Raw genomic sequence first — 18,709 nt, 5'->3', positions numbered from 1 at the left:
AACTATGTTATCACCTATGCATTCTGGTCTGATTTCTTTTTAGTTTATGAAACCAACACCTGCAGTGGTATTTGTTCTACTATCGATAATTATAAAGGAACCGTTTGTACGATGGTCTTTGAACCGATCGTAAAAAATGGGTTTGTTGAATTTCAACCTCACCTTTGCAATGTCGTTCATTTGTAGGGTTGAAACATTTTCTTCAATACCTGAATAATCGGGATGAATCTTATGTTCAATGGCATCAACTTTTGCCAATACTTTATTTATTCCATGTTGTACCACATATTTGCCTCCTGTGGTAAGATTATCTGAGTCCATCCAGGAAATTGTGGCGGTCAACTGCTTGTCTATGGTCGGCAAGTCACCTGCTTTGACCAACATATCTCCTCGACTTACGTTTACCTCATCTTCCAAAGTAATGGTCACAGATGACCTTCTTGGCGCGGTTTGGTATTCTTTATCGTAGAAATAAATGTTTTTAATCTTGCTTCGGGTCATTGACGGTAATACGACAACTTCGTCACCAACATTTAATTCACCACCATATACCTTTCCAGCAAATCCACGAAAATCATGAAAATCCTCTGTCTTGGGTCGGACTACGTATTGTACCGGAAATCTTGGGGTTCCCACGTTGGACACGGCAGCCAAATCCAAGCTTTCCAAGTGTTCCAGTATGGTTTCGCCATCATACCAAGGTGTATTCTTGGATTTCTCTACTACGTTATCTCCTTTTAATGCGCTAACGGGGATAAAGGTGATTTTTTGTCCTGCATAATCACGTTTGCTCATCAATTGTTCGAAGTCGGCCTTGATGGCGTTGTATTTCTCCTCAGAGAAATCTACCAAATCCATTTTATTTACGGCAACAATAACTTCTTTTACACGCAGTAGGTTGTTGATGAAAAAGTGTCTGTTGGTCTGCTCAATCACACCTTTTCGAGCATCAATCAATATGATTGCCGTCTGTGAAGTAGATGCTCCAGTAACCATGTTTCTGGTATATTCCACATGCCCTGGGGTATCTGCTATGATATAGCTTTTTTTCGCCGTTGAAAAATAGATATGTGCAACATCGATAGTAATTCCCTGCTCTCTCTCAGCTACCAAACCATCGGTTGCCAAAGAAAAATCAAGGTAATCGTACCCTTTTTGCTTACTAGTTTTTTCAATGGCCTCCAATTTATCGTCGGTCAACGATTTGGTATCGTATAACAGTCGACCAATCAAGGTACTTTTACCATCATCTACACTACCTGCGGTAGCTATTTTTAGTACTTCCAATTTTTTTATTTTTTATTCTTTTGGATTCCCGCCTGCGCGGAAATGACAAATTGATTTAGAAATATCCTTGTTGTTTACGTTTTTCCATTGCTGCTTCGGAACGTTTGTCATCAATTCTGGCTCCGCGTTCTGAAATTTTTGATTCTCTGATTTCAGCCACAACTTTTTCTATGGTATCGGCATGGGATGCAACTGCCGCAGTACACGACATATCACCCACAGTTCTAAAACGGACCATTCGCTCTTCAACAACCTCATCATCTGCCCTAAATACCACACCATCTTCCGCCGACCAAATCAATCCATCTCTTAAAAAGATATTTCTTTTATGCGCAAAATAGATGGAAGGAATCTCAATATTTTCTTTTTCGATATAGCTCCAAACATCGAGCTCCGTCCAGTTACTGATTGGAAAAACTCGCACATTTTGTCCCATTTCAATTTCACCGTTCAGCATATCGAACAATTCTGGGCGCTGATTTTTTTCATCCCACTGACCAAAATCATCACGAACAGAAAATATGCGTTCTTTGGCACGAGCTTTTTCTTCATCTCTACGCGCTCCACCAATACATGCATCGAATTTGAATTCTTCAATCGCATCTAACAATGTTGTAGTCTGCAGCATGTTTCTACTGGAATATTTTCCGGTTTCCTCAACCACTTTTCCTTGATCTATGGAATCTTGAACGTTTCTTACAATAAGTTCAACCCCAAGTTCCTCCACCAATTTATCTCGAAACTCAATGGTTTCGGGGAAATTATGGCCGGTATCGATATGCATTAACGGAAAAGGAATTTTTGCAGGCCAAAAGGCTTTTTGTGCCAATCTTACCAATGTTATGGAATCCTTTCCGCCTGAAAACAACAATACCGGTTTTTCAAACTGTGCCGCAACCTCACGCATGATATAAATAGCCTCATGCTCCAATGCATTGGCTTTTGGTCTTTTTTCCAAATCCAATAGTTCTGGTTTTTGTATTTCTTCTAAAAGTGTACTCAATGTCCGATTTCTTTTATGTATGTAATCCACACTCCCGGTTTTCTAAAACCTTTGTGGGATCAAAATATTTATGCTCGTTAGGTAAATTACGCTGGTTCAAATATGCATCCAATTGGGTGTCGCTCCAGTAATAAAATGGGCTTACTTTAAGTACGCCATCTTTGCTCAAGCTCAACACATCCAATGAATCTCTATGGGTGGTTTGCCCTTTTCGCAAGTTGGTAAACCAAACATCGGGCTTGTGCTCTTCCATTGCTCTTTTAAAAGGTTCAAGCTTTACTTGTTCGGTAAAAATGGCATGTCTTGGATCATCTATTTGTGGAATTCCCATAACTGCATCACGATGTGCAGCTGTTTGCCTTGGCACATATAATTTGATGTTCAGGTCCAATCGAGAGGTCAACTCATCAGCATGCTTATAGGTATTTGGTGTATTATATCCGGTATCACACCAAATCACAGGAATGCTGTTATCAATATCCGTTACTGCATGAAGTATGGCCACTTCGTAAGGACGAAAATTTGTGGTCACCACTGGAGACTTTCCGTTCGCAATCGCCCAAGAAATTATTTCTTGGGGATCAATGCCCTTAAAATGCTTATTTAATTTCGCTATGCTTTCTTGTGAAAATGCCATGACATAATAATTTATTTACCCCAACCTATCTTGTTCCAAAATCTTTCATGGAAGAAGTACAGAATCATCTTGGTAACAAAATCTATAGAGGCTATAGATGCTGCCAATATCACTTCTTCAACAAAAAAATAGGAGATAATCAACGTGTCCAAGGTTCCAATAACCCTCCAGCTAACCGCTTTGGCAATACTTCTAATTGGTCTCTCGGAATTCTTATCCTTTTCAAAGGATGTCTTGGTTTCTTTCGAATTCAATATTAATTGGTCTGCTATCATAATATTACCCTATCGATTTACTAGGAAATACAAACATAAATGTTTTATTTCAATGGAATCGTTAAAAGCTGCATAAAATTACTATTACCCTATAGTTTTTATAGATTTTAATGGATGAACGCACAAATTTTATGGATTTATTGATCTTAAATGCCAAATACTGCAGAATATAGACCTAAGAAGCTATCAAATCGGCTAAAGTATTGCTTCGATAGACTTCCAACGCACTATCTCGCACTTGAAGCATCAATTTGTTTACTGAACATTTGTTTTCATCGGGGCAGTCAGCACATTTTTCGTAGAAGTTTAGGCTAACACAGGGCACCATTGCAATAGGGCCTTCCAAAACCCGCATTACCGCGGTCATTAAAATGTCTTCTGGTTCTTTGATTAGATAGTACCCCCCTCCTTTTCCTTTTTTGGATCCTAAAAATCCATTTCTTCGAAGGGTGAGCAAAATGCTTTCCAAAAACTTTTGTGAAATGTTCTCGTGCTTGGCTATTTCAGCAATTTGAACGGGTTCCCTAGTTTCTAAAGAAGCTAGGTAAGTAAGTGCTTTTAAACCGTATTTTGTCTTCTTGGAGAGCATCTAACGAAGATAGCGAAAATTAACAATCGACTGTTCTAATTTGGTTGAAAGTCAAGATTAGTTAGTCCAACGCCTGTTCAATATCAGCGATGATATCGTCAATATGTTCCAAGCCAACGGAAATGCGCACTGTTCCATCTGAAATTCCCACCGATTTTCGTTCTTCAACGCTCAATTTGCTATGTGTTGTTGACGCTGGATGGGTAACAATACTTCTTGAGTCTCCCAAATTGGCGGAAAGAGACAGCATTTTAACGGAATCGAAGAATTTTCTTCCCGCATCAAGACCTCCCTTTACTTCAAATGCCACAACGCAACCTCCTGCTTTCATCTGCTTTTTTGCAACCTCATATTTGGGGTGCGATTTTAAAAAAGGGTATTTAACCCACGCTATCTTCGGATGGTTTTCCAAGTATGTTGCCAATTGCAATGCATTAGCACAATGCCTATCTACTCTAAGTGCCAGAGTTTCTAAGCTTTTGGATAAAACCCAAGCGTTAAACGGAGAAAGTGCAGGTCCTGTTATCCTTGAAAAACGGTAGACCTTATCAATAAGGTCGCTATTACCAACAGTGATTCCGGCCAAAACCCGGCCCTGGCCATCCATCAATTTTGTTCCTGAATGAATAATCAAATGGGCACCAAACTTAATGGGTTGCTGCAAATAAGGCGATGCAAAACAGTTGTCGATAATAAAAATCAAATTATGTTTTTTGGCAATGTTGCCCAAAACTTCCAGGTCCAAAACATCCACTCCTGGGTTGGTAGGGGATTCGGCATAAATAATCTTGGTTTTATTCGTAATCAAACCTTCAACCGCATCTAAATTATTTACATTAAAATAGCTCGTTGAAATGTTCCATTTTGGAAAAAACTGAGTAAAAAGCGTATGGGTAGAGCCAAAAATGCTCTTACACGAAACTATATGGTCTCCACTTTCCAGTAAAGCAGCAAAAGTACCGTATACCGCGGCCATACCTGATGCAAATGCGAAGCCGCTCTCAGCTCCTTCCATTTTGCATACCTTATCGATAAATTCCGAAGAATTTGGATTGGAATATCTTGAATAGATATTTCGGTCTTTTTCTTCAGCAAAGGAAGCTCTCATATCTTCGGCATCTTCAAAAACAAAGCTAGAGGTCAGATACATTGGACTGGAATGTTCCAAGAATTGTGTTCGCTCTATTTGCGTTCGAATCGCTTCAGTTTCAAAATTTCGTTGCTTATTATTTTTCATAAAAACACCCCTAAAATCCCCTTAAGGGACTAATACTATTATATTTTTTCTGCTATTCTTAAAATATCTCCAAAAACACCTCTAGCGGTAACCGCTGCGCCAGCTCCTGCTCCTTGAATCACCAATGGATTTTCTCCATAGGATTCTGTATAAATCTCAATAATGGAATCTGAACCACTCACCTGCCCCAACGCACTTTCTTTGGGCACGGACACCAATTTAACATCCAAATTACCCTTGTCTTGCTGTAAATCGCCATGCAAATCTCCAATATATCGAAGAACATGATCTTCTTTTTGTGATTTCTTGACTTTGCCATATACCTCATCCATAACCGCAATATGTTCCATAAATTCATCAAAATCCAAAGATTGCAATTCCTTCGGAATTAGGTTTTCAACCTTGATATCCGAAAACTCATTTTGCAAATCGAGTTCACGGGCCAAAATCAACAATTTTCTACCCACATCATTTCCTGAAAGGTCTTCCCTAGGGTCTGGTTCGGTAAACCCTTTTTCCATGGCTTCTTTTACAATATGGGAAAATGGGATTTCATTTTCTGAAAATGTATTAAAAATATAACTCAACGAACCAGAAAACACGCCTTTGATTCTGGTAATATTCTCACCGGAAAGGTGCAATAGCTTTATAGTATCTATAAGCGGTAGTCCTGCACCCACATTCGTCTCGTACAGGTATTGCTTTTGATTTTTCTCAAGATGCTTTCTTATGGATTTATAGTAATCAAAACCTAAAGTGTTCGCTATTTTGTTTGAAGAAACCAAATCAAATCCATTATCGATGAAGCTTTCATAGTTTGATACAAATGCTTCGCTGGCTGTATTGTCCACCGCAATCAAATTTTCTAAATGATTTGCCTTTGCAAATTCGATTATATCCTCGATTTGATAGGGAATCCCGTTTTTATCCAGATCTTTCTTCCAATTTTGGGATATACCTTCGGTATTCAACACTACTTTTTTGGAATTGGAAACAGCAAAAACTCTGAGGTCAATGTCCTTTCTTCTTTCAATGCTCAGCTTGGAATCCAATATTTGGTCAATCAAGGTTCCGCCAACATTACCATGGCCAAAAACCGCAAGGTTCACCTTCTTGGCAATGCCAAAAATTTGCCCATGCACCACATTGATTGCTTTGTGCAAATCGGATTTTTTTAAAACCAAACTCACATTTTTACCCGTCACCGTGTTATTAAAAAGTAATGGAACCACTTGATTTTTAACCAGCGCGTTATATGGTTTGTGAAAAGTGCTCAGGTCCATTCCCACAATAGAAATAACAGAAACATCCGTCACCACGGTAATTTGGTTGACATCATGGGAAGAATAGTCTGTTTCAAATTCTAAATCCAGTACTTTTTTGGCTTTCTGAGCTTCTTTTGCATCAACCACCAAACCAATGCCCCGTTCTGAAGATCCTTGGGAAATGATTCCAACATTAATGTTATTCTGTCCGAGTGTCTTAAAAATTCGGGCATCGATTCCAATTTTGCCCAAAAGTCCCCTTCCTTCAAGATTGATCAAGGCAACATCTTCCAAAACGGACAAGGATTTAATTCTACCGTTATCGGTTTTCGGTCCAATCAGCGTTCCATTGTTGTCATCATTAAACGTATTGAGAATCCGCAACGGAATATTTTTTTCAATAAGCGGAATAATGGTCTTTGCATGTAATATAGTGGCCCCAAAATTGGCCAACTCATTAGCCTCGGCATAAGAAATGACATCGATAAGTTTGGCATCGGATACCAAATCAGGATTTGCTGTGTAAATTCCATTTACATGGGTATAATTGAGCAATTCACTGGCATCTAAAAAATTTGCCAGAAGTGCTGCGGAATAATTAGTCCCATTTCTTCCCAAAGTAGTGGTCTCTCCTTCACTATTGGATGCAATGAAACCTGTAACTATTGGAATTACATCTGAATCCAAATTTTTAAAACATCTGATTACATTTTCTTTGGAGATTCCCTCTTCTACTTCTGCATTTGTGAAGGTATCGTCAGTTTTAATCAATGCTCTTGAATCTATCCATTGGGCATTGACACCCAATTGTTGTAATAGGGTAGTTACCGATTTACCAGAAATCAACTCGCCATGTGACATAAGTTCATCTTTGGTTTTTGAACTGTAGTCACCTGTAAGTGAAACTCCTTTTAGTATTTTTTCAACAGTCTGAAGTTCATTTTCAACTACGGAAATATCCGATAGGCCCTCTTTTTGATAATCAGAAAAACGTTTCAATTCGTTATTAAAATCATCACCGGTTGCTGCCGTTTTGAGCATGGATTCCAACTGATCAGTTGCTCTTCCACGTGCAGAAACCACTACGGCAAATTGTTCTTTTGTATTGGCTTTATTTGAAATGATCTTGAGAACTCGTTCAATTCCCTCGCCATTGGCCAAGGATTTACCGCCAAATTTTAGAATTTTGATACGCTCCGGCTTTCCATTTTTTTGGAACACTGGTTCCAAGAGTTTTTCCAACTGTTCAAACTCCATCAAAAAAGCATCATGGCCATGAAGTGACTGTACTTCACCATAGGTGACGTTGGTATTTACCAATGCCAATCGCCTGAAAGTCTCCTTGTTTTCTTCAGCTGTAAAAAACAAATCTGAGTTAACCCCAATAATATGAATCTTGGTATCACTTTCTTGAAGCGCTTTGAAAGATTCATCTCCTTCTCTGGTGATATCGATGGTTCTCAACAATTGGTTCATCAATTTATACGCAGATAACTGAAATCTTTCTTGCAACTTTTTCCCGTGGTGCATCAACCAACTTTCCACATTGAAAACCTGAAGTTCTTCATTGGTACTCCGTTGGAATCGCTCTTTGAACGATTCCGGCGTGCGATAACAAAGCATGGCATGCATCCGAGCATCATGCACAGGTTGTTTTGAGTTGATCAAAAACTGCTCTTGAATCTGGCAATTTGCAATCAACCAGTCTGTAGACTTCCAATCCGAAGCTACCGGAATTAAATGTTCTGTTATTTTAGGGTTTAACGCCGTCATTTCCCAAGCAATGCCCCCTCCCAATGAACCGCCAATAATGGCGTACAATCGGTCAACTTTTAACCGTTGTAATCCTTGCAAAAAGAGTCTTGCAATATCTCCGGCCACAAAATCTTTATAATTATCAATGACAAAACCATCGTATCCATTTCCAGGGATATTGAAGGCCAAAATCGTGTACTTGTCGGTATCAATGCTTTTGTTTTTGCCAATTATTTCTGACCACCAACCTGAATCTCCAGTTACGTTGGAGTTTCCTGTCAACGCATGATTGACCAATACAATGGGTGCTGTATGCAATTCCTTTCCGAAAATCTGATAGGAGAGCTGGAAGTCTTGCAAGACCCCATTTATGGTGGTGAAATTCTTTATTTCTGTTTTGTGGAGCATTTCTTAAAAATTGATGCTGATTCAAGGACAGTCGAGATACTTAAAACAAGATCATCTCGACTGCGCTCAATATGACATTTTTAGGCTAAAACTGATTTATCAATGGTTGCAAATGCTTGCTCCAAATCGTTCTTTAAATCGGATAAATCTTCGAGTCCCACCGACAATCGAATCAAATCTTTGGTCACACCAGCAGATTCTTGCTGGGCCTCATCCAATTGTTGGTGCGTAGTGCTAGCAGGATGAATGATCAAAGATTTAGTATCACCTATATTGGCCAATAATGAGAAAATATTGGTTTCATCCGCAATTTTCTTGGCTGATTCAAATCCACCTTTTACACCAAAAGTGACAATGCTGCTCTGTCCGTCGGGTAAATACTCATTAGATAGTGATTTGTACTTGCTTGATTCCAGTCCCGGATAGTTAACCCATATTACTTCATCCCGATCTTCCAACCATTTTGCCAATGCCAATGCATTCTCACTGTGTTTTTTCATGCGAATTTCCAAAGTTTCGAGTCCTTGGATAATTTGAAATGCATTGAATGGACTCAAACAAGCTCCATGATCTCTTAGACCTTCAATTCGAACTTTAGCAATAAATGCAGCTGGACCAAGCGCTTCATGATAAACCAATCCGTGATATCCTGCAGATGGCTCGGTAAATTCAGGAAATTTTCCATTGGCCCAATCAAATGTGCCGGCATCAATAATCGCACCACCCAAAGCGGTTCCGTTTCCATTGATGTATTTGGTCAAAGAATGGATTACAATGTTGGCTCCGTGCTCAATAGGATTCAATAAGGCAGGTGAGGCCACCGTATTGTCCACAATAAAAGGAACCTTCGCCGCTTTCGCTTCTTTGGAAATTGCTTTGAGGTCTAAAACGTCCAATTTGGGATTCCCCAAAGATTCCACAAAAAATGCCTGTGTATTTTCTTGAACGGCTTTTCCAAAATTGGATGGATCGGAAGGGTCAACAAAAGTTGTGGTAATTCCCAAACGTGGTAGAGTTACGCTCAAAAGGTTATATGTTCCTCCGTAAAGACTATTGGAGGCAACAATATGGTCGCCAGTCTTTAACAATACCAACAATGCCGTGTTAATTGCACCGGTCCCGGATGAAGTCACCACAGAAGCAATTCCACCTTCCAAGGCTGCTAAACGCTGTTCCAGAATATCGTTGGTAGGATTGTTGATTCGGGAATAAATGTTTCCAAATTCGGCCAATGAAAAAAGATTGGCAGCATGGTCAGCATTATTGAACACGTATGCCGTACTTTGGTAAATGGGCACCGCTCTTGTTCCTCCATTAAGGGTTACATCGTGGCCTGCATGTAAAGCATTGGTTGAAAATTTTTGATCACTCATGATTTTTTGTTTTTAATTAAACCTGTTCTGTTTTTAGATTCCCACTTTCGTGGGAATGACAATGCTTTTCAATTTCATTTAAAAAGCATAAAAAAGCCAAACCCTACTCGACTATTCTGTCGATAGGAAAAATCAAAAAGTTATAAGAAAGTGAAACCAAAATAAATTGGTCGTTGTTATCTATTCCCAAATGGGATAGAATTTAGCACCTTCTTGACATTGGAAGTCAAGGGTTGCTAAGGCTTCATAGGGTCTATTCCCTCCACCTTTCTTGATAACTATTCAATACGTGTTTGAACTTGTGAGGACAAATATAAAGGCAGAATCTTTTAATATCCTAATCTTTTGCGAAAAATTCACAGAAGATTGCAAATGGTTTAAAAAAACCACCCATTTTATCTCAAAACCGAAAATTCCACATTAGAATCAGTAAAAACCGTATGTGTCTGGGTCTTAAAATCCTCCTCATCAGCCTTAAAAATGTTGTCTACATAGGTCTGTGGATTTAAATCTATTAAAGGAAACCATGTGCTCTGCACCTGAATTTGAAGTTTATGTCCCTTTTTAATGGTATGAAAAACATCTTGTAGCTTAAGGTTTACATCTGTTTTCTTATTTGGTGTAAAGGGTTCGGGGTTGGAAAAACTGTTTCTGAACCTTCCCCTTAACACCTCACTACGAACCATGAGATGATAATTGGCCATTTTTAAATGGTCTTGCATCTCCTCGTTGGTTTCTGTTTCCGCTGGATGTACGTCGATTACTTTAACAATCCAATCAGCCGCGGTTCCAGTCGTTGCTACCTTTAACTTTGCCAGAATATCACCGGCCAAAGTCAAATCTTCTTCCAATACATCTGTTTCAAAAATGAGCACATCTGATCTGCGAGCTGCAAATCGCTGATCATCGGTCATGTACTTTCTGGGTGTAAACACAGACTTGATATCCTCTGAGTAAGGAACCGGTTTTTTTACATTGCTAACAAATTGAATGCCCGAAACTTCTTTTTGTTCTGAGGTCAATTTTTGATTTTCTGAAAGAAACCTGGTCTCTTTTTCAACTCCTCTCGGAGGCCATGAGTCATATGTTTTCCATTCTTTACGACCCGAATCGAAAACATAGGCTTCTGGAAGTCCACTATTCTCATCCCCTTCTCCTTTTAAAAAATGGTTGAAGAATTTCGTTTCAATATTTTTCTGGTAGAACAGCGAAATGGAATCTCCGAAATAATAATTGCCAACTACATTCCTATCCTTTTTCCGTGCCCATCCACCATGATCCCATGGTCCAAAAACCATGGTATTGTAGTTGCCTTCGTTATGTTGTTCAATATTTTTATAAGTCTCCAGTGGGCCATATAAATCCTCCGCGTCAAACCATCCACCAACGATCATGGTGGCAACATTGGTCTTTACATTTTTTAGATGTTGAATGATTCCCCTACTCTGCCAAAGTTCGTCGTAGTTAGGATGTTCCTTCAGTTCGTTCCAGAAAAAGTCGTCAGTAACCCCGTCAGGTCGCATTGTCGGTGTGTCTACCGTTTCATATTCAAAAAAGGAGTTCAAGTTCTCTAAAGGGCCTACATCCAAAAAGAATTGATACTGGTCTTCCGTTTGAATATCCGGTAAAGTGTACCAAGCCGTGTCTATGGGTTGATCGTTATTGGGTCTTGGTGTTCCAAAAAGTGATGTTGCCCTAAAATAACTCAGTAAATATGCTCCGTTATGGTGGAAATCATCAAAAAAGAAGTCCCCAATACAAGCTTGCGGTGAAGAAGCTTTTAAAGCTGGGTGGGCATCAACGGTTGCGTAAGTTGCATAAAATCCAGGATATGAAATGCCCCAAACGCCCACTCTACCATTGTTGTTCTCCACATTGTTCACCAACCATTCAATGGTATCGTAAGTATCCGAACTTTCATCAACATCCTGATCAGAAGTCTTATTGGGAATATACGCCCGCATGTTCTCATAATGTCCTTCACTCAACCATCTTCCTCGAACATCTTGGTAGACAATGATATTTCCTTCCTTCATTAAATGCACATTGGGACCAATCTGCTTTCTAAAATTTTCTTCACCATATGGTCTAGAACTGTATGGTGTCCGCTGCATTAAAATGGGATATTCCTTTGAGGTATCTTTTGGCGAATAAATGGTGGTGTGCAATTTTACTCCGTCCCTCATCTCAATATCCACTTCTTGCTTGTTGTAATTATCAGCTACGTAGGTATCCTCTTGCTGAATCTCCTTTTTGACGGTTTTTTTGCAGGATGATATTGCCAATGCCAAAACGAACATTAGCATAACCGGACGAAGTACTCTTTTCATCTTAATAAAATTTTGATTGACGCCTAAAACTACAAAGAAATCTTTAGCTGATATTTCTTCAAGACGGGTTAGAAAGAAACAGAAATGAGCTTAAAGCCCAAAAACCTCTTTTACGGCTTCGACCTTGTCCAATTTTTCCCAAGTGAAAAGTTCCACTTCTTTTTCAACTCTTCCGTTGTAAGGTGATTCAAAAACCTTGGCGATTTTTTGCGGTTGTTTTCCCATATGACCGTATGCCGCGGTCTCCAAATAAATCGGATTTCTCAATTTTAAGCGTTCTTCAATGGCAAAAGGTCTCATATCGAATAATTGCGAAGCCTTTTCAGCAATTTCACCATCAGATAGATTCACGTTTGCCGTACCGAAGGTATCCACAAAAATGGAGGTTGGCTCAACCACGCCGATAGCGTAGCTTACCTGTACCAATATCTCATCTGCCACCCCAGCTGCCACCAAGTTTTTAGCCGCATGTCGCGCTGCATAAGCTGCACTTCTATCCACTTTGCTTGGGTCTTTTCCACTAAAGGCACCACCGCCATGTGCGCCTTTTCCTCCGTAGGTATCAACGATGATTTTGCGTCCGGTCAGTCCGGTATCTCCATGCGGACCACCTATAACAAACTTACCTGTTGGGTTAATATGGTATTTAATGTTGTTATTGAAAAGCACCTGAATGGATTCCGGCAACAACTTTTTTACTTCTGGAATTAAAATAGTAAGAATATCCTCTTTGATTTTAGCCAACATCTTTTCATCAGCATCGAAATCATCGTGTTGGGTAGATACGACTATGGTATCTATTCGCTGCGGCACATTATCATCCGAATATTCGATAGTCACTTGGGCTTTGGCATCCGGTCTTAAGTATGAAATTTTTGTTCCCTCTTTTCTTAAATCTGCTAAAACTTGAAGGATCTTATGTGAAATATCCAATGCCAAAGGCATATAATTCTCAGTCTCTTTGGTTGCATAGCCAAACATCATACCTTGATCACCTGCTCCCTGTTCTTCTTTGCTTCCCCTATCCACCCCTTGGTTGATATCTTGAGATTGTTCATGAATCAGAGAAATAACGCCACAAGAATCTCCACTAAACTGATATTCACCTTTGGTGTATCCTATTTTATTAATGACCTCCCTGGCAATATTTTGAACATCTAAGTAAGTGTCACTTTTAACTTCTCCTGCCAAAACTACTTGGCCCGTGGTTACCAAAGTCTCGCAAGCCACTTTGCTTTCGGGGTCAAAAGCTAAAAAGTTGTCTAAAAGCGCATCACTGATTTGGTCGGCTATTTTGTCTGGGTGTCCTTCACTAACAGATTCTGATGTAAACAGATATGGCATGTACTTCTATTTTATGTGGTGAGATTTGACGATGCAGCCCAAAAAAGTTTACACACCTTTTTTAGCATTTTTTTTTGGAGGTTGCAAGCAGTCAAATCTTTCCTCATTAATCGTGGGCAAAAATATGAAAATGTTTTGGTCTTAAAAACCTAATATTTTTAAAAGCCTTATATCTATTATAAGTGGTTTATCCGTATTTTGCTGTCCGACTAATTTACATATCATGAAAAACAAAGCATTACTTTCATTTCTCTTATTCTCATTTACATTCTTAGTTGTAGGTCAAGATAAAAAGGATGAAAAAAAGTGGGATGTATCCAATCCCTATTCTGATTGGAAAATCAATGACGTTGCTTTATCGACTGATGAAGGCACATGGATGAATCTAGATGTCAGCCCAGATGGAAGGCAAATTGTTTTTGATATGCTTGGGGATATATACATCATGCCCGTTTCGGGAGGAAATGCAAAAGCTTTGCGTACTGGATTGCCTTTTGAAGTTCAACCTCGTTTTAGCCCAGATGGAAAAAAGATATCCTTTACTTCCGATGCTGGAGGCGGAGACAATATTTGGGTGATGGATATTGATGGCAGCAATGCGAAACAAATCACCAAAGAAAACTTCAGATTGTTGAACAATGCCGTTTGGACACCGGATGGCAACCATTTGATTGCCAGAAAACACTTCACATCGCAACGTTCCTTGGGTGCAGGCGAAATGTGGCAATATCATATTACAGGTGGAAGTGGTTTAAAGTTGACAAAAAGAAAAAATGACCAACAAGATGTCAACGAACCTTCGGTTTCTAATGATGGTAAATACTTGTACTACTGCGAGGATATGTACCCAGGTGGATTTTTTCAATACAACAAAGATCCCAATTCACAGATTTATGCCATCAAACGTTATGATTTTGAAACCGGAAAGACCATCACCATAACTGGAGGTCCTGGTAGTGCTTCAAGACCAACTGTTTCACCTGATAACAAAAAGCTTGCTTTTGTAAAACGTGTTCGAACTAAAACTGTTCTGTTTATCCATAATTTGGAAACAGGTGAAGAGTGGCCTATTTATGATGCTTTGAACAAGGATCAGATGGAAGCTTGGGCCATTTTTGGCACCTATCCCAACTTCAGCTGGATGCCAAATGGCAATGAAATCGTTTTTTGGGCAGGAGGTAAAATTCAAAAAATCAATATTGAAACCCTTCAGGTCGGGTCTATTCCATTCCAAGTAGATACAAAAATTAAAATTGCCGAGACGCACCGGGTTCAACATCAAGTAGATGCAGATGAATTTACAGCTAAGGTAATTCGCCATGTTAAGACTTCCCCAGATGGAAAAAGAATTGTTTTCAGTGCATTGGGACGCCTTTGGACCAAAACTTTACCAAATGGTAAACCAAAACGCCTAACAAAAGGTACTGATTTGGAGTTTGAGCCTTCTTTTTCTCCTGATGGAAAGGAAATTATTTATGTGACCTGGGATGATGAGCTGCTGGGCGCCATTCATAAAATAGCATCAACAGGTGGCAAATCGACCAAACTGACTTTGACCAAAGGAATTTATCGTTTTCCCGCTTTCTCAAACAGTGGAAATTACATTGTTTATGGGAAACAAAGCGGTAGTAATGATCAAGGTAGAACGTTCACTAAAGAGTCTGGTATTTACACGATGGCCACCAATGGAAACTATATCAAAAAACTTACCGAGAATGGGTTAACGCCAACATTCAGTGCTGATGACCTTCGTGTCTTCTTTCAAACCGGTGGAAAATTCTTCGGATCGTTGACGAAGGAACTTAAAAGTGTTGATTTGAATGGTAAGGATGAACGCGTTCATTTCAAGTCCAAATACGCCAATCATATTGTGTCATCACCTGATAACAAATGGTTGTTATTTTCCAATTTACACAAAGCGTATGTGGCGCCGATGACCATGACGGGCCAAACCATTGAATTTGACCCAAAAAGTAAAGCGTTCCCTGTGACACAAGTAGCCAAGGATGCGGGTTATAACCTTCATTGGTCCAATGACAGCCAAAAACTACATTGGACTTTGGGGAGTGAGTATTTCTCCAACGATGTGAAGCAAAGGTTCACCTATCTTAAAAATTCTCCAGACAGCATTCCACCCATAACCGAAAAAGGCATTGAAGTGGGGTTAATTGCCAAAACGGATAGACCAAAAGGCAGAATTGCGTTTACCAATGCTAGAGTCATCACCATGGAAAATGATGAAATACTAGAAAATGCCACAATAATTATCAAAGACAACAAAATTGAAAGCATAGGTACCGCTTCAGAAATCACCATCCCATCAAATACTGAAATAATTGATGCCAAGGGCAAAACCATAATGCCCGGTATTGTAGATGCCCATGCCCATATTGGGGCTTTTAGATCAGGCTTGAACACCAAAAAACATTGGCAATTGTATGCCAATCTCGCTTTTGGCGTCACTACATCACACGATCCTTCAGCCAACAGCGAAACGGTTTTTGGCTTATCTGAACTTGTAAAAAGTGGTGAGATGGTCGGACCCAGAATCTATTCAACCGGTTTTATTCTTTATGGGGCCGATGGAGATTTCAAGGCAGTTGTCAATAGTTTGGACGATGCCCGTTCCGCCATCCGAAGAACAAAGGCCTTTGGAGCTACGTCTGTAAAAAGTTATAATCAACCTCGACGTGAACAACGACAGCAAGTAATGCAAGCTGCCAAAGAATTGGGTGTCAATGTAGTGCCCGAAGGGGGATCTACCTTTTTTCACAACATGAGCATGATCATGGATGGTCACACAGGAATAGAGCACAATATTCCAGTGGCTCCAGTTTACAAGGATATCATCGCGCTTTGGAGCAATAGCCAAAGTGGATATACCCCCACTCTTATTGTAAATTATGGCGGTTTAAATGGAGAGTATTTCTATTATGAACGTGACAATGTCTGGGAAAATGAAAAATTGTTGAAATACACTCCTAGGCATATTATTGATTCTAGAAGTCGTCATCGAACCAAAGCACCGCAAGAAGAATATACCAATGGCCATGTTTTGGTTTCAAAAACGGTTACCGATTTGTCCAATGCTGGGGTCAAGGCCAATCTTGGTGCCCATGGTCAATTGCAAGGTTTGGGAGCCCATTGGGAACTTTGGATGCTTAAAGCCGGTGGAATGAGCAATATGGATGCCTTAAAAGCTGCTACCATCAATGGAGCCGAATACATTGGTATGGGCAATGAAATTGGCTCGTTGAAAGTAGGCAAGCTAGCTGACCTAATTGTTTTGGATAAAAACCCACTGGAGAATATCGAAAACACCAATTCTGTTCGCTATACGATGATCAATGGACGCCTGTACGACACCGAAACCATGAATGAAATTGGCAACGAGCCTGAAGAGCGTGGCAAATTCTATTGGGAAAACAATAAATACAATCAAGCTTTTCCATGGCATGAACAAACCCAGAGTTTTACCATTCCCGGTTGCAGTTGCCATGCATTAAAGCACTGATAATGGTTTTTCATCGAAAGGTTGACAAAACCATCAAGGTTGGTTTTACCTTCCACAAGATTCGTTGTATATTGTATGCCTTTGCAACTAAACACTGTAAAATAACCATTCAAGATCAACACGCATGCACATTGCCGTAGCCGGAAACATTGGAGCAGGAAAAACCACATTGACCACCTTACTGGCCAAACACTACAAATGGAATGCCCAGTTTGAAGATGTTGTTGACAATCCTTATTTGGATGATTTCTACACTCAGATGGAACGCTGGAGTTTCAATCTTCAGATTTATTTTTTGAACAGTCGTTACCGTCAGATTCTCAAAATCAGGGAAAGTGGAAAAAATGTAATACAGGATCGGACCATATATGAGGATGCGCACATTTTTGCACCTAACCTCCACGCTATGGGACTGATGACCAACAGGGACTTCGAAAATTATAAAAGTCTCTTTGAGCTGATGGAAACTTTAGTGCAACCACCCGATCTGTTGATTTACTTGAGAAGTTCCATTCCCAATTTGGTGAATCAAATTCACAAACGCGGTCGGGAATACGAAAACAGCATCTCTATAGATTACCTCAGTCGATTGAACGAACGTTACGAAGCTTGGGTGAACACCTATGAAAAAGGCAACCTTTTAGTAATAGATGTTGACAATATCAACTTTGTTGATGAACCCGAAGACTTGGGGCAGGTAATCAATAAAATTGATGCTGAGATTCATGGTTTATTTTAGCTGAACAAGGCAATTCATAACTTCTTTTTGTATTAATCTCTTTTTCCCTCACTGAGAAGGCCTATTCACTCATTCTTGGTTTTATTCCCTTTGTTTTCAACCTAGTTTTAGATTAGGGTTAACACCCATAATTTCTAACTCGAAGCTTTTTGCTTCATAAATTTTGCAAACATGGAATTAAAGAAAAATCCAAAATTAGAACTGAAAAAGAACAGTACGCTCTATTTTTTGATAGGGTTGACCGCTATTTTACTATTTGCTTATGTCGCCATCGAATGGAAGACATATTATAAAACCCCGGAGTTTGTCCAAAACTTAGATATTCCTGATAGCCTAGATGAAGAACCTCCTATTACTTTTCATGAACTTAAGCTCCCCCCACCAAAAATTCAGGCACCCCCCGTTATTGAAATAATTCCTGATGACCCTGATATTGAAGACTCCATAATTGCTTCTACAGAGATAGACCATACGACCGAAATTGTTCCCATAGATGATATTCCTGTAATTGAGGATAATATTCCTGACGAAATATCTTTTATCGTAATTGAAGATGTGCCCATTTTCCCAGGTTGTGAAAACGAAAAGAATAAACGAGCTTGTTTTCAAGAAATGATGCAAAAGCACGTTCGAAAGAATTTCCGTTATCCCGAAATAGCCAAAGAAATGGGATTACAAGGTCGGGTCAATATCATTTTCACCATTCAAAAAGATGGAAGCATCGATGAAGTTCGAATGCGAGGTCCGCATGAAACTTTGGAAAAAGAAGCGGCTCGAATCATCTCCAAATTGCCAAAAATGACACCTGGAAAGCAACGAGGCACTCCGGTTAAAGTTCCTTTTTCCATTCCCATAACTTTTAAACTACAATAGATATGTCATAGTGAACAAATCAGGTTGTCGGCAATGAGGCGTGGAAATGATTTACAGGTTGATTGTGTTCATGGTGACAA

The 18,709-nt window shown here is 39.5% G+C and carries 13 protein-coding genes and 1 riboswitch; of the genes, 3 read left to right on the top strand and 10 right to left on the bottom strand.

The window, feature by feature from the left end; all coding sequences use genetic code 11:
• Nucleotides 1–39: 39 nt before the first annotated feature.
• From IAG46_RS15205 to metK, 10 genes are all read right to left on the bottom strand, one after another.
• Complete coding sequence (locus IAG46_RS15205) at nucleotides 40–1,287, bottom strand: sulfate adenylyltransferase subunit 1 (RefSeq protein ID WP_190811239.1); 1,248 nt, start codon at nucleotides 1,285–1,287, stop codon at nucleotides 40–42.
• A gap of 55 nt (nucleotides 1,288–1,342) precedes the next feature.
• Nucleotides 1,343–2,245 (bottom strand): sulfate adenylyltransferase subunit CysD, encoded by a 903-nt coding sequence (gene cysD, locus IAG46_RS15200; protein ID WP_255512549.1) that lies wholly within the window; start codon nucleotides 2,243–2,245, stop codon nucleotides 1,343–1,345.
• A gap of 58 nt (nucleotides 2,246–2,303) precedes the next feature.
• Nucleotides 2,304–2,927 carry a phosphoadenosine phosphosulfate reductase family protein gene (locus IAG46_RS15195; protein WP_190811238.1) on the bottom strand — a complete coding sequence of 208 codons (624 nt, stop codon included), beginning with the start codon at nucleotides 2,925–2,927 and terminating at the stop codon, nucleotides 2,304–2,306.
• A gap of 11 nt (nucleotides 2,928–2,938) precedes the next feature.
• A complete protein-coding gene (locus IAG46_RS15190) occupies nucleotides 2,939–3,202 on the bottom strand; it encodes a DUF2061 domain-containing protein (RefSeq protein ID WP_190811237.1) in 264 nt (87 codons plus the stop codon).
• Between the two features lie 175 nt (nucleotides 3,203–3,377).
• Nucleotides 3,378–3,791: an Rrf2 family transcriptional regulator gene (locus tag IAG46_RS15185; protein WP_190811236.1), complete on the bottom strand. Its 414-nt coding sequence runs from the start codon at nucleotides 3,789–3,791 to the stop codon at nucleotides 3,378–3,380.
• Between the two features lie 61 nt (nucleotides 3,792–3,852).
• Complete coding sequence (locus IAG46_RS15180; protein ID WP_190811235.1) at nucleotides 3,853–5,028, bottom strand: PLP-dependent aspartate aminotransferase family protein; 1,176 nt, start codon at nucleotides 5,026–5,028, stop codon at nucleotides 3,853–3,855.
• A 38-nt stretch (nucleotides 5,029–5,066) separates the two neighbouring features.
• Nucleotides 5,067–8,456 carry a bifunctional aspartate kinase/homoserine dehydrogenase I gene (thrA, locus tag IAG46_RS15175; RefSeq protein ID WP_190811234.1) on the bottom strand — a complete coding sequence of 1,130 codons (3,390 nt, stop codon included), beginning with the start codon at nucleotides 8,454–8,456 and terminating at the stop codon, nucleotides 5,067–5,069.
• An 80-nt stretch (nucleotides 8,457–8,536) separates the two neighbouring features.
• Entirely contained in the window at nucleotides 8,537–9,829 is a 1,293-nt protein-coding gene (locus IAG46_RS15170; protein WP_190811233.1) for an O-acetylhomoserine aminocarboxypropyltransferase/cysteine synthase family protein, read from the bottom strand.
• Nucleotides 9,830–10,002: 173 nt separating this feature from the next.
• A riboswitch (SAM riboswitch) is annotated at nucleotides 10,003–10,110 on the bottom strand.
• A 114-nt stretch (nucleotides 10,111–10,224) separates the two neighbouring features.
• Nucleotides 10,225–12,159, bottom strand: coding sequence for a CocE/NonD family hydrolase (locus tag IAG46_RS15165; protein ID WP_190811232.1), 1,935 nt, complete (start codon nucleotides 12,157–12,159; stop codon nucleotides 10,225–10,227).
• Between the two features lie 90 nt (nucleotides 12,160–12,249).
• Nucleotides 12,250–13,503 (bottom strand): methionine adenosyltransferase, encoded by a 1,254-nt coding sequence (gene metK, locus IAG46_RS15160; RefSeq protein WP_190811231.1) that lies wholly within the window; start codon nucleotides 13,501–13,503, stop codon nucleotides 12,250–12,252.
• A gap of 223 nt (nucleotides 13,504–13,726) precedes the next feature.
• Here metK and IAG46_RS15155 point away from each other — a divergent pair, with 223 nt between their 5' ends.
• From IAG46_RS15155 to IAG46_RS15145, 3 genes are all read left to right on the top strand, one after another.
• Nucleotides 13,727–17,017, top strand: a complete 3,291-nt coding sequence (locus IAG46_RS15155; RefSeq protein WP_190811230.1) for an amidohydrolase family protein — start codon at nucleotides 13,727–13,729, stop codon at nucleotides 17,015–17,017.
• 124 nt (nucleotides 17,018–17,141) lie between these two features.
• Nucleotides 17,142–17,756 carry a deoxynucleoside kinase gene (locus IAG46_RS15150; RefSeq protein WP_190811229.1) on the top strand — a complete coding sequence of 205 codons (615 nt, stop codon included), beginning with the start codon at nucleotides 17,142–17,144 and terminating at the stop codon, nucleotides 17,754–17,756.
• A 171-nt stretch (nucleotides 17,757–17,927) separates the two neighbouring features.
• A complete protein-coding gene (locus IAG46_RS15145) occupies nucleotides 17,928–18,629 on the top strand; it encodes an energy transducer TonB (RefSeq protein WP_190811228.1) in 702 nt (233 codons plus the stop codon).
• Nucleotides 18,630–18,709 lie beyond the last annotated feature (80 nt).

The sequence above is a fragment of the Flagellimonas sp. S3867 genome (assembly GCF_014698935.1).
GTDB lineage: Bacteria > Bacteroidota > Bacteroidia > Flavobacteriales > Flavobacteriaceae > Flagellimonas.
The sequence above is the reverse complement of the archived record's forward strand: the minus strand, read 5'-3'. Positions and strand labels throughout refer to the sequence as shown.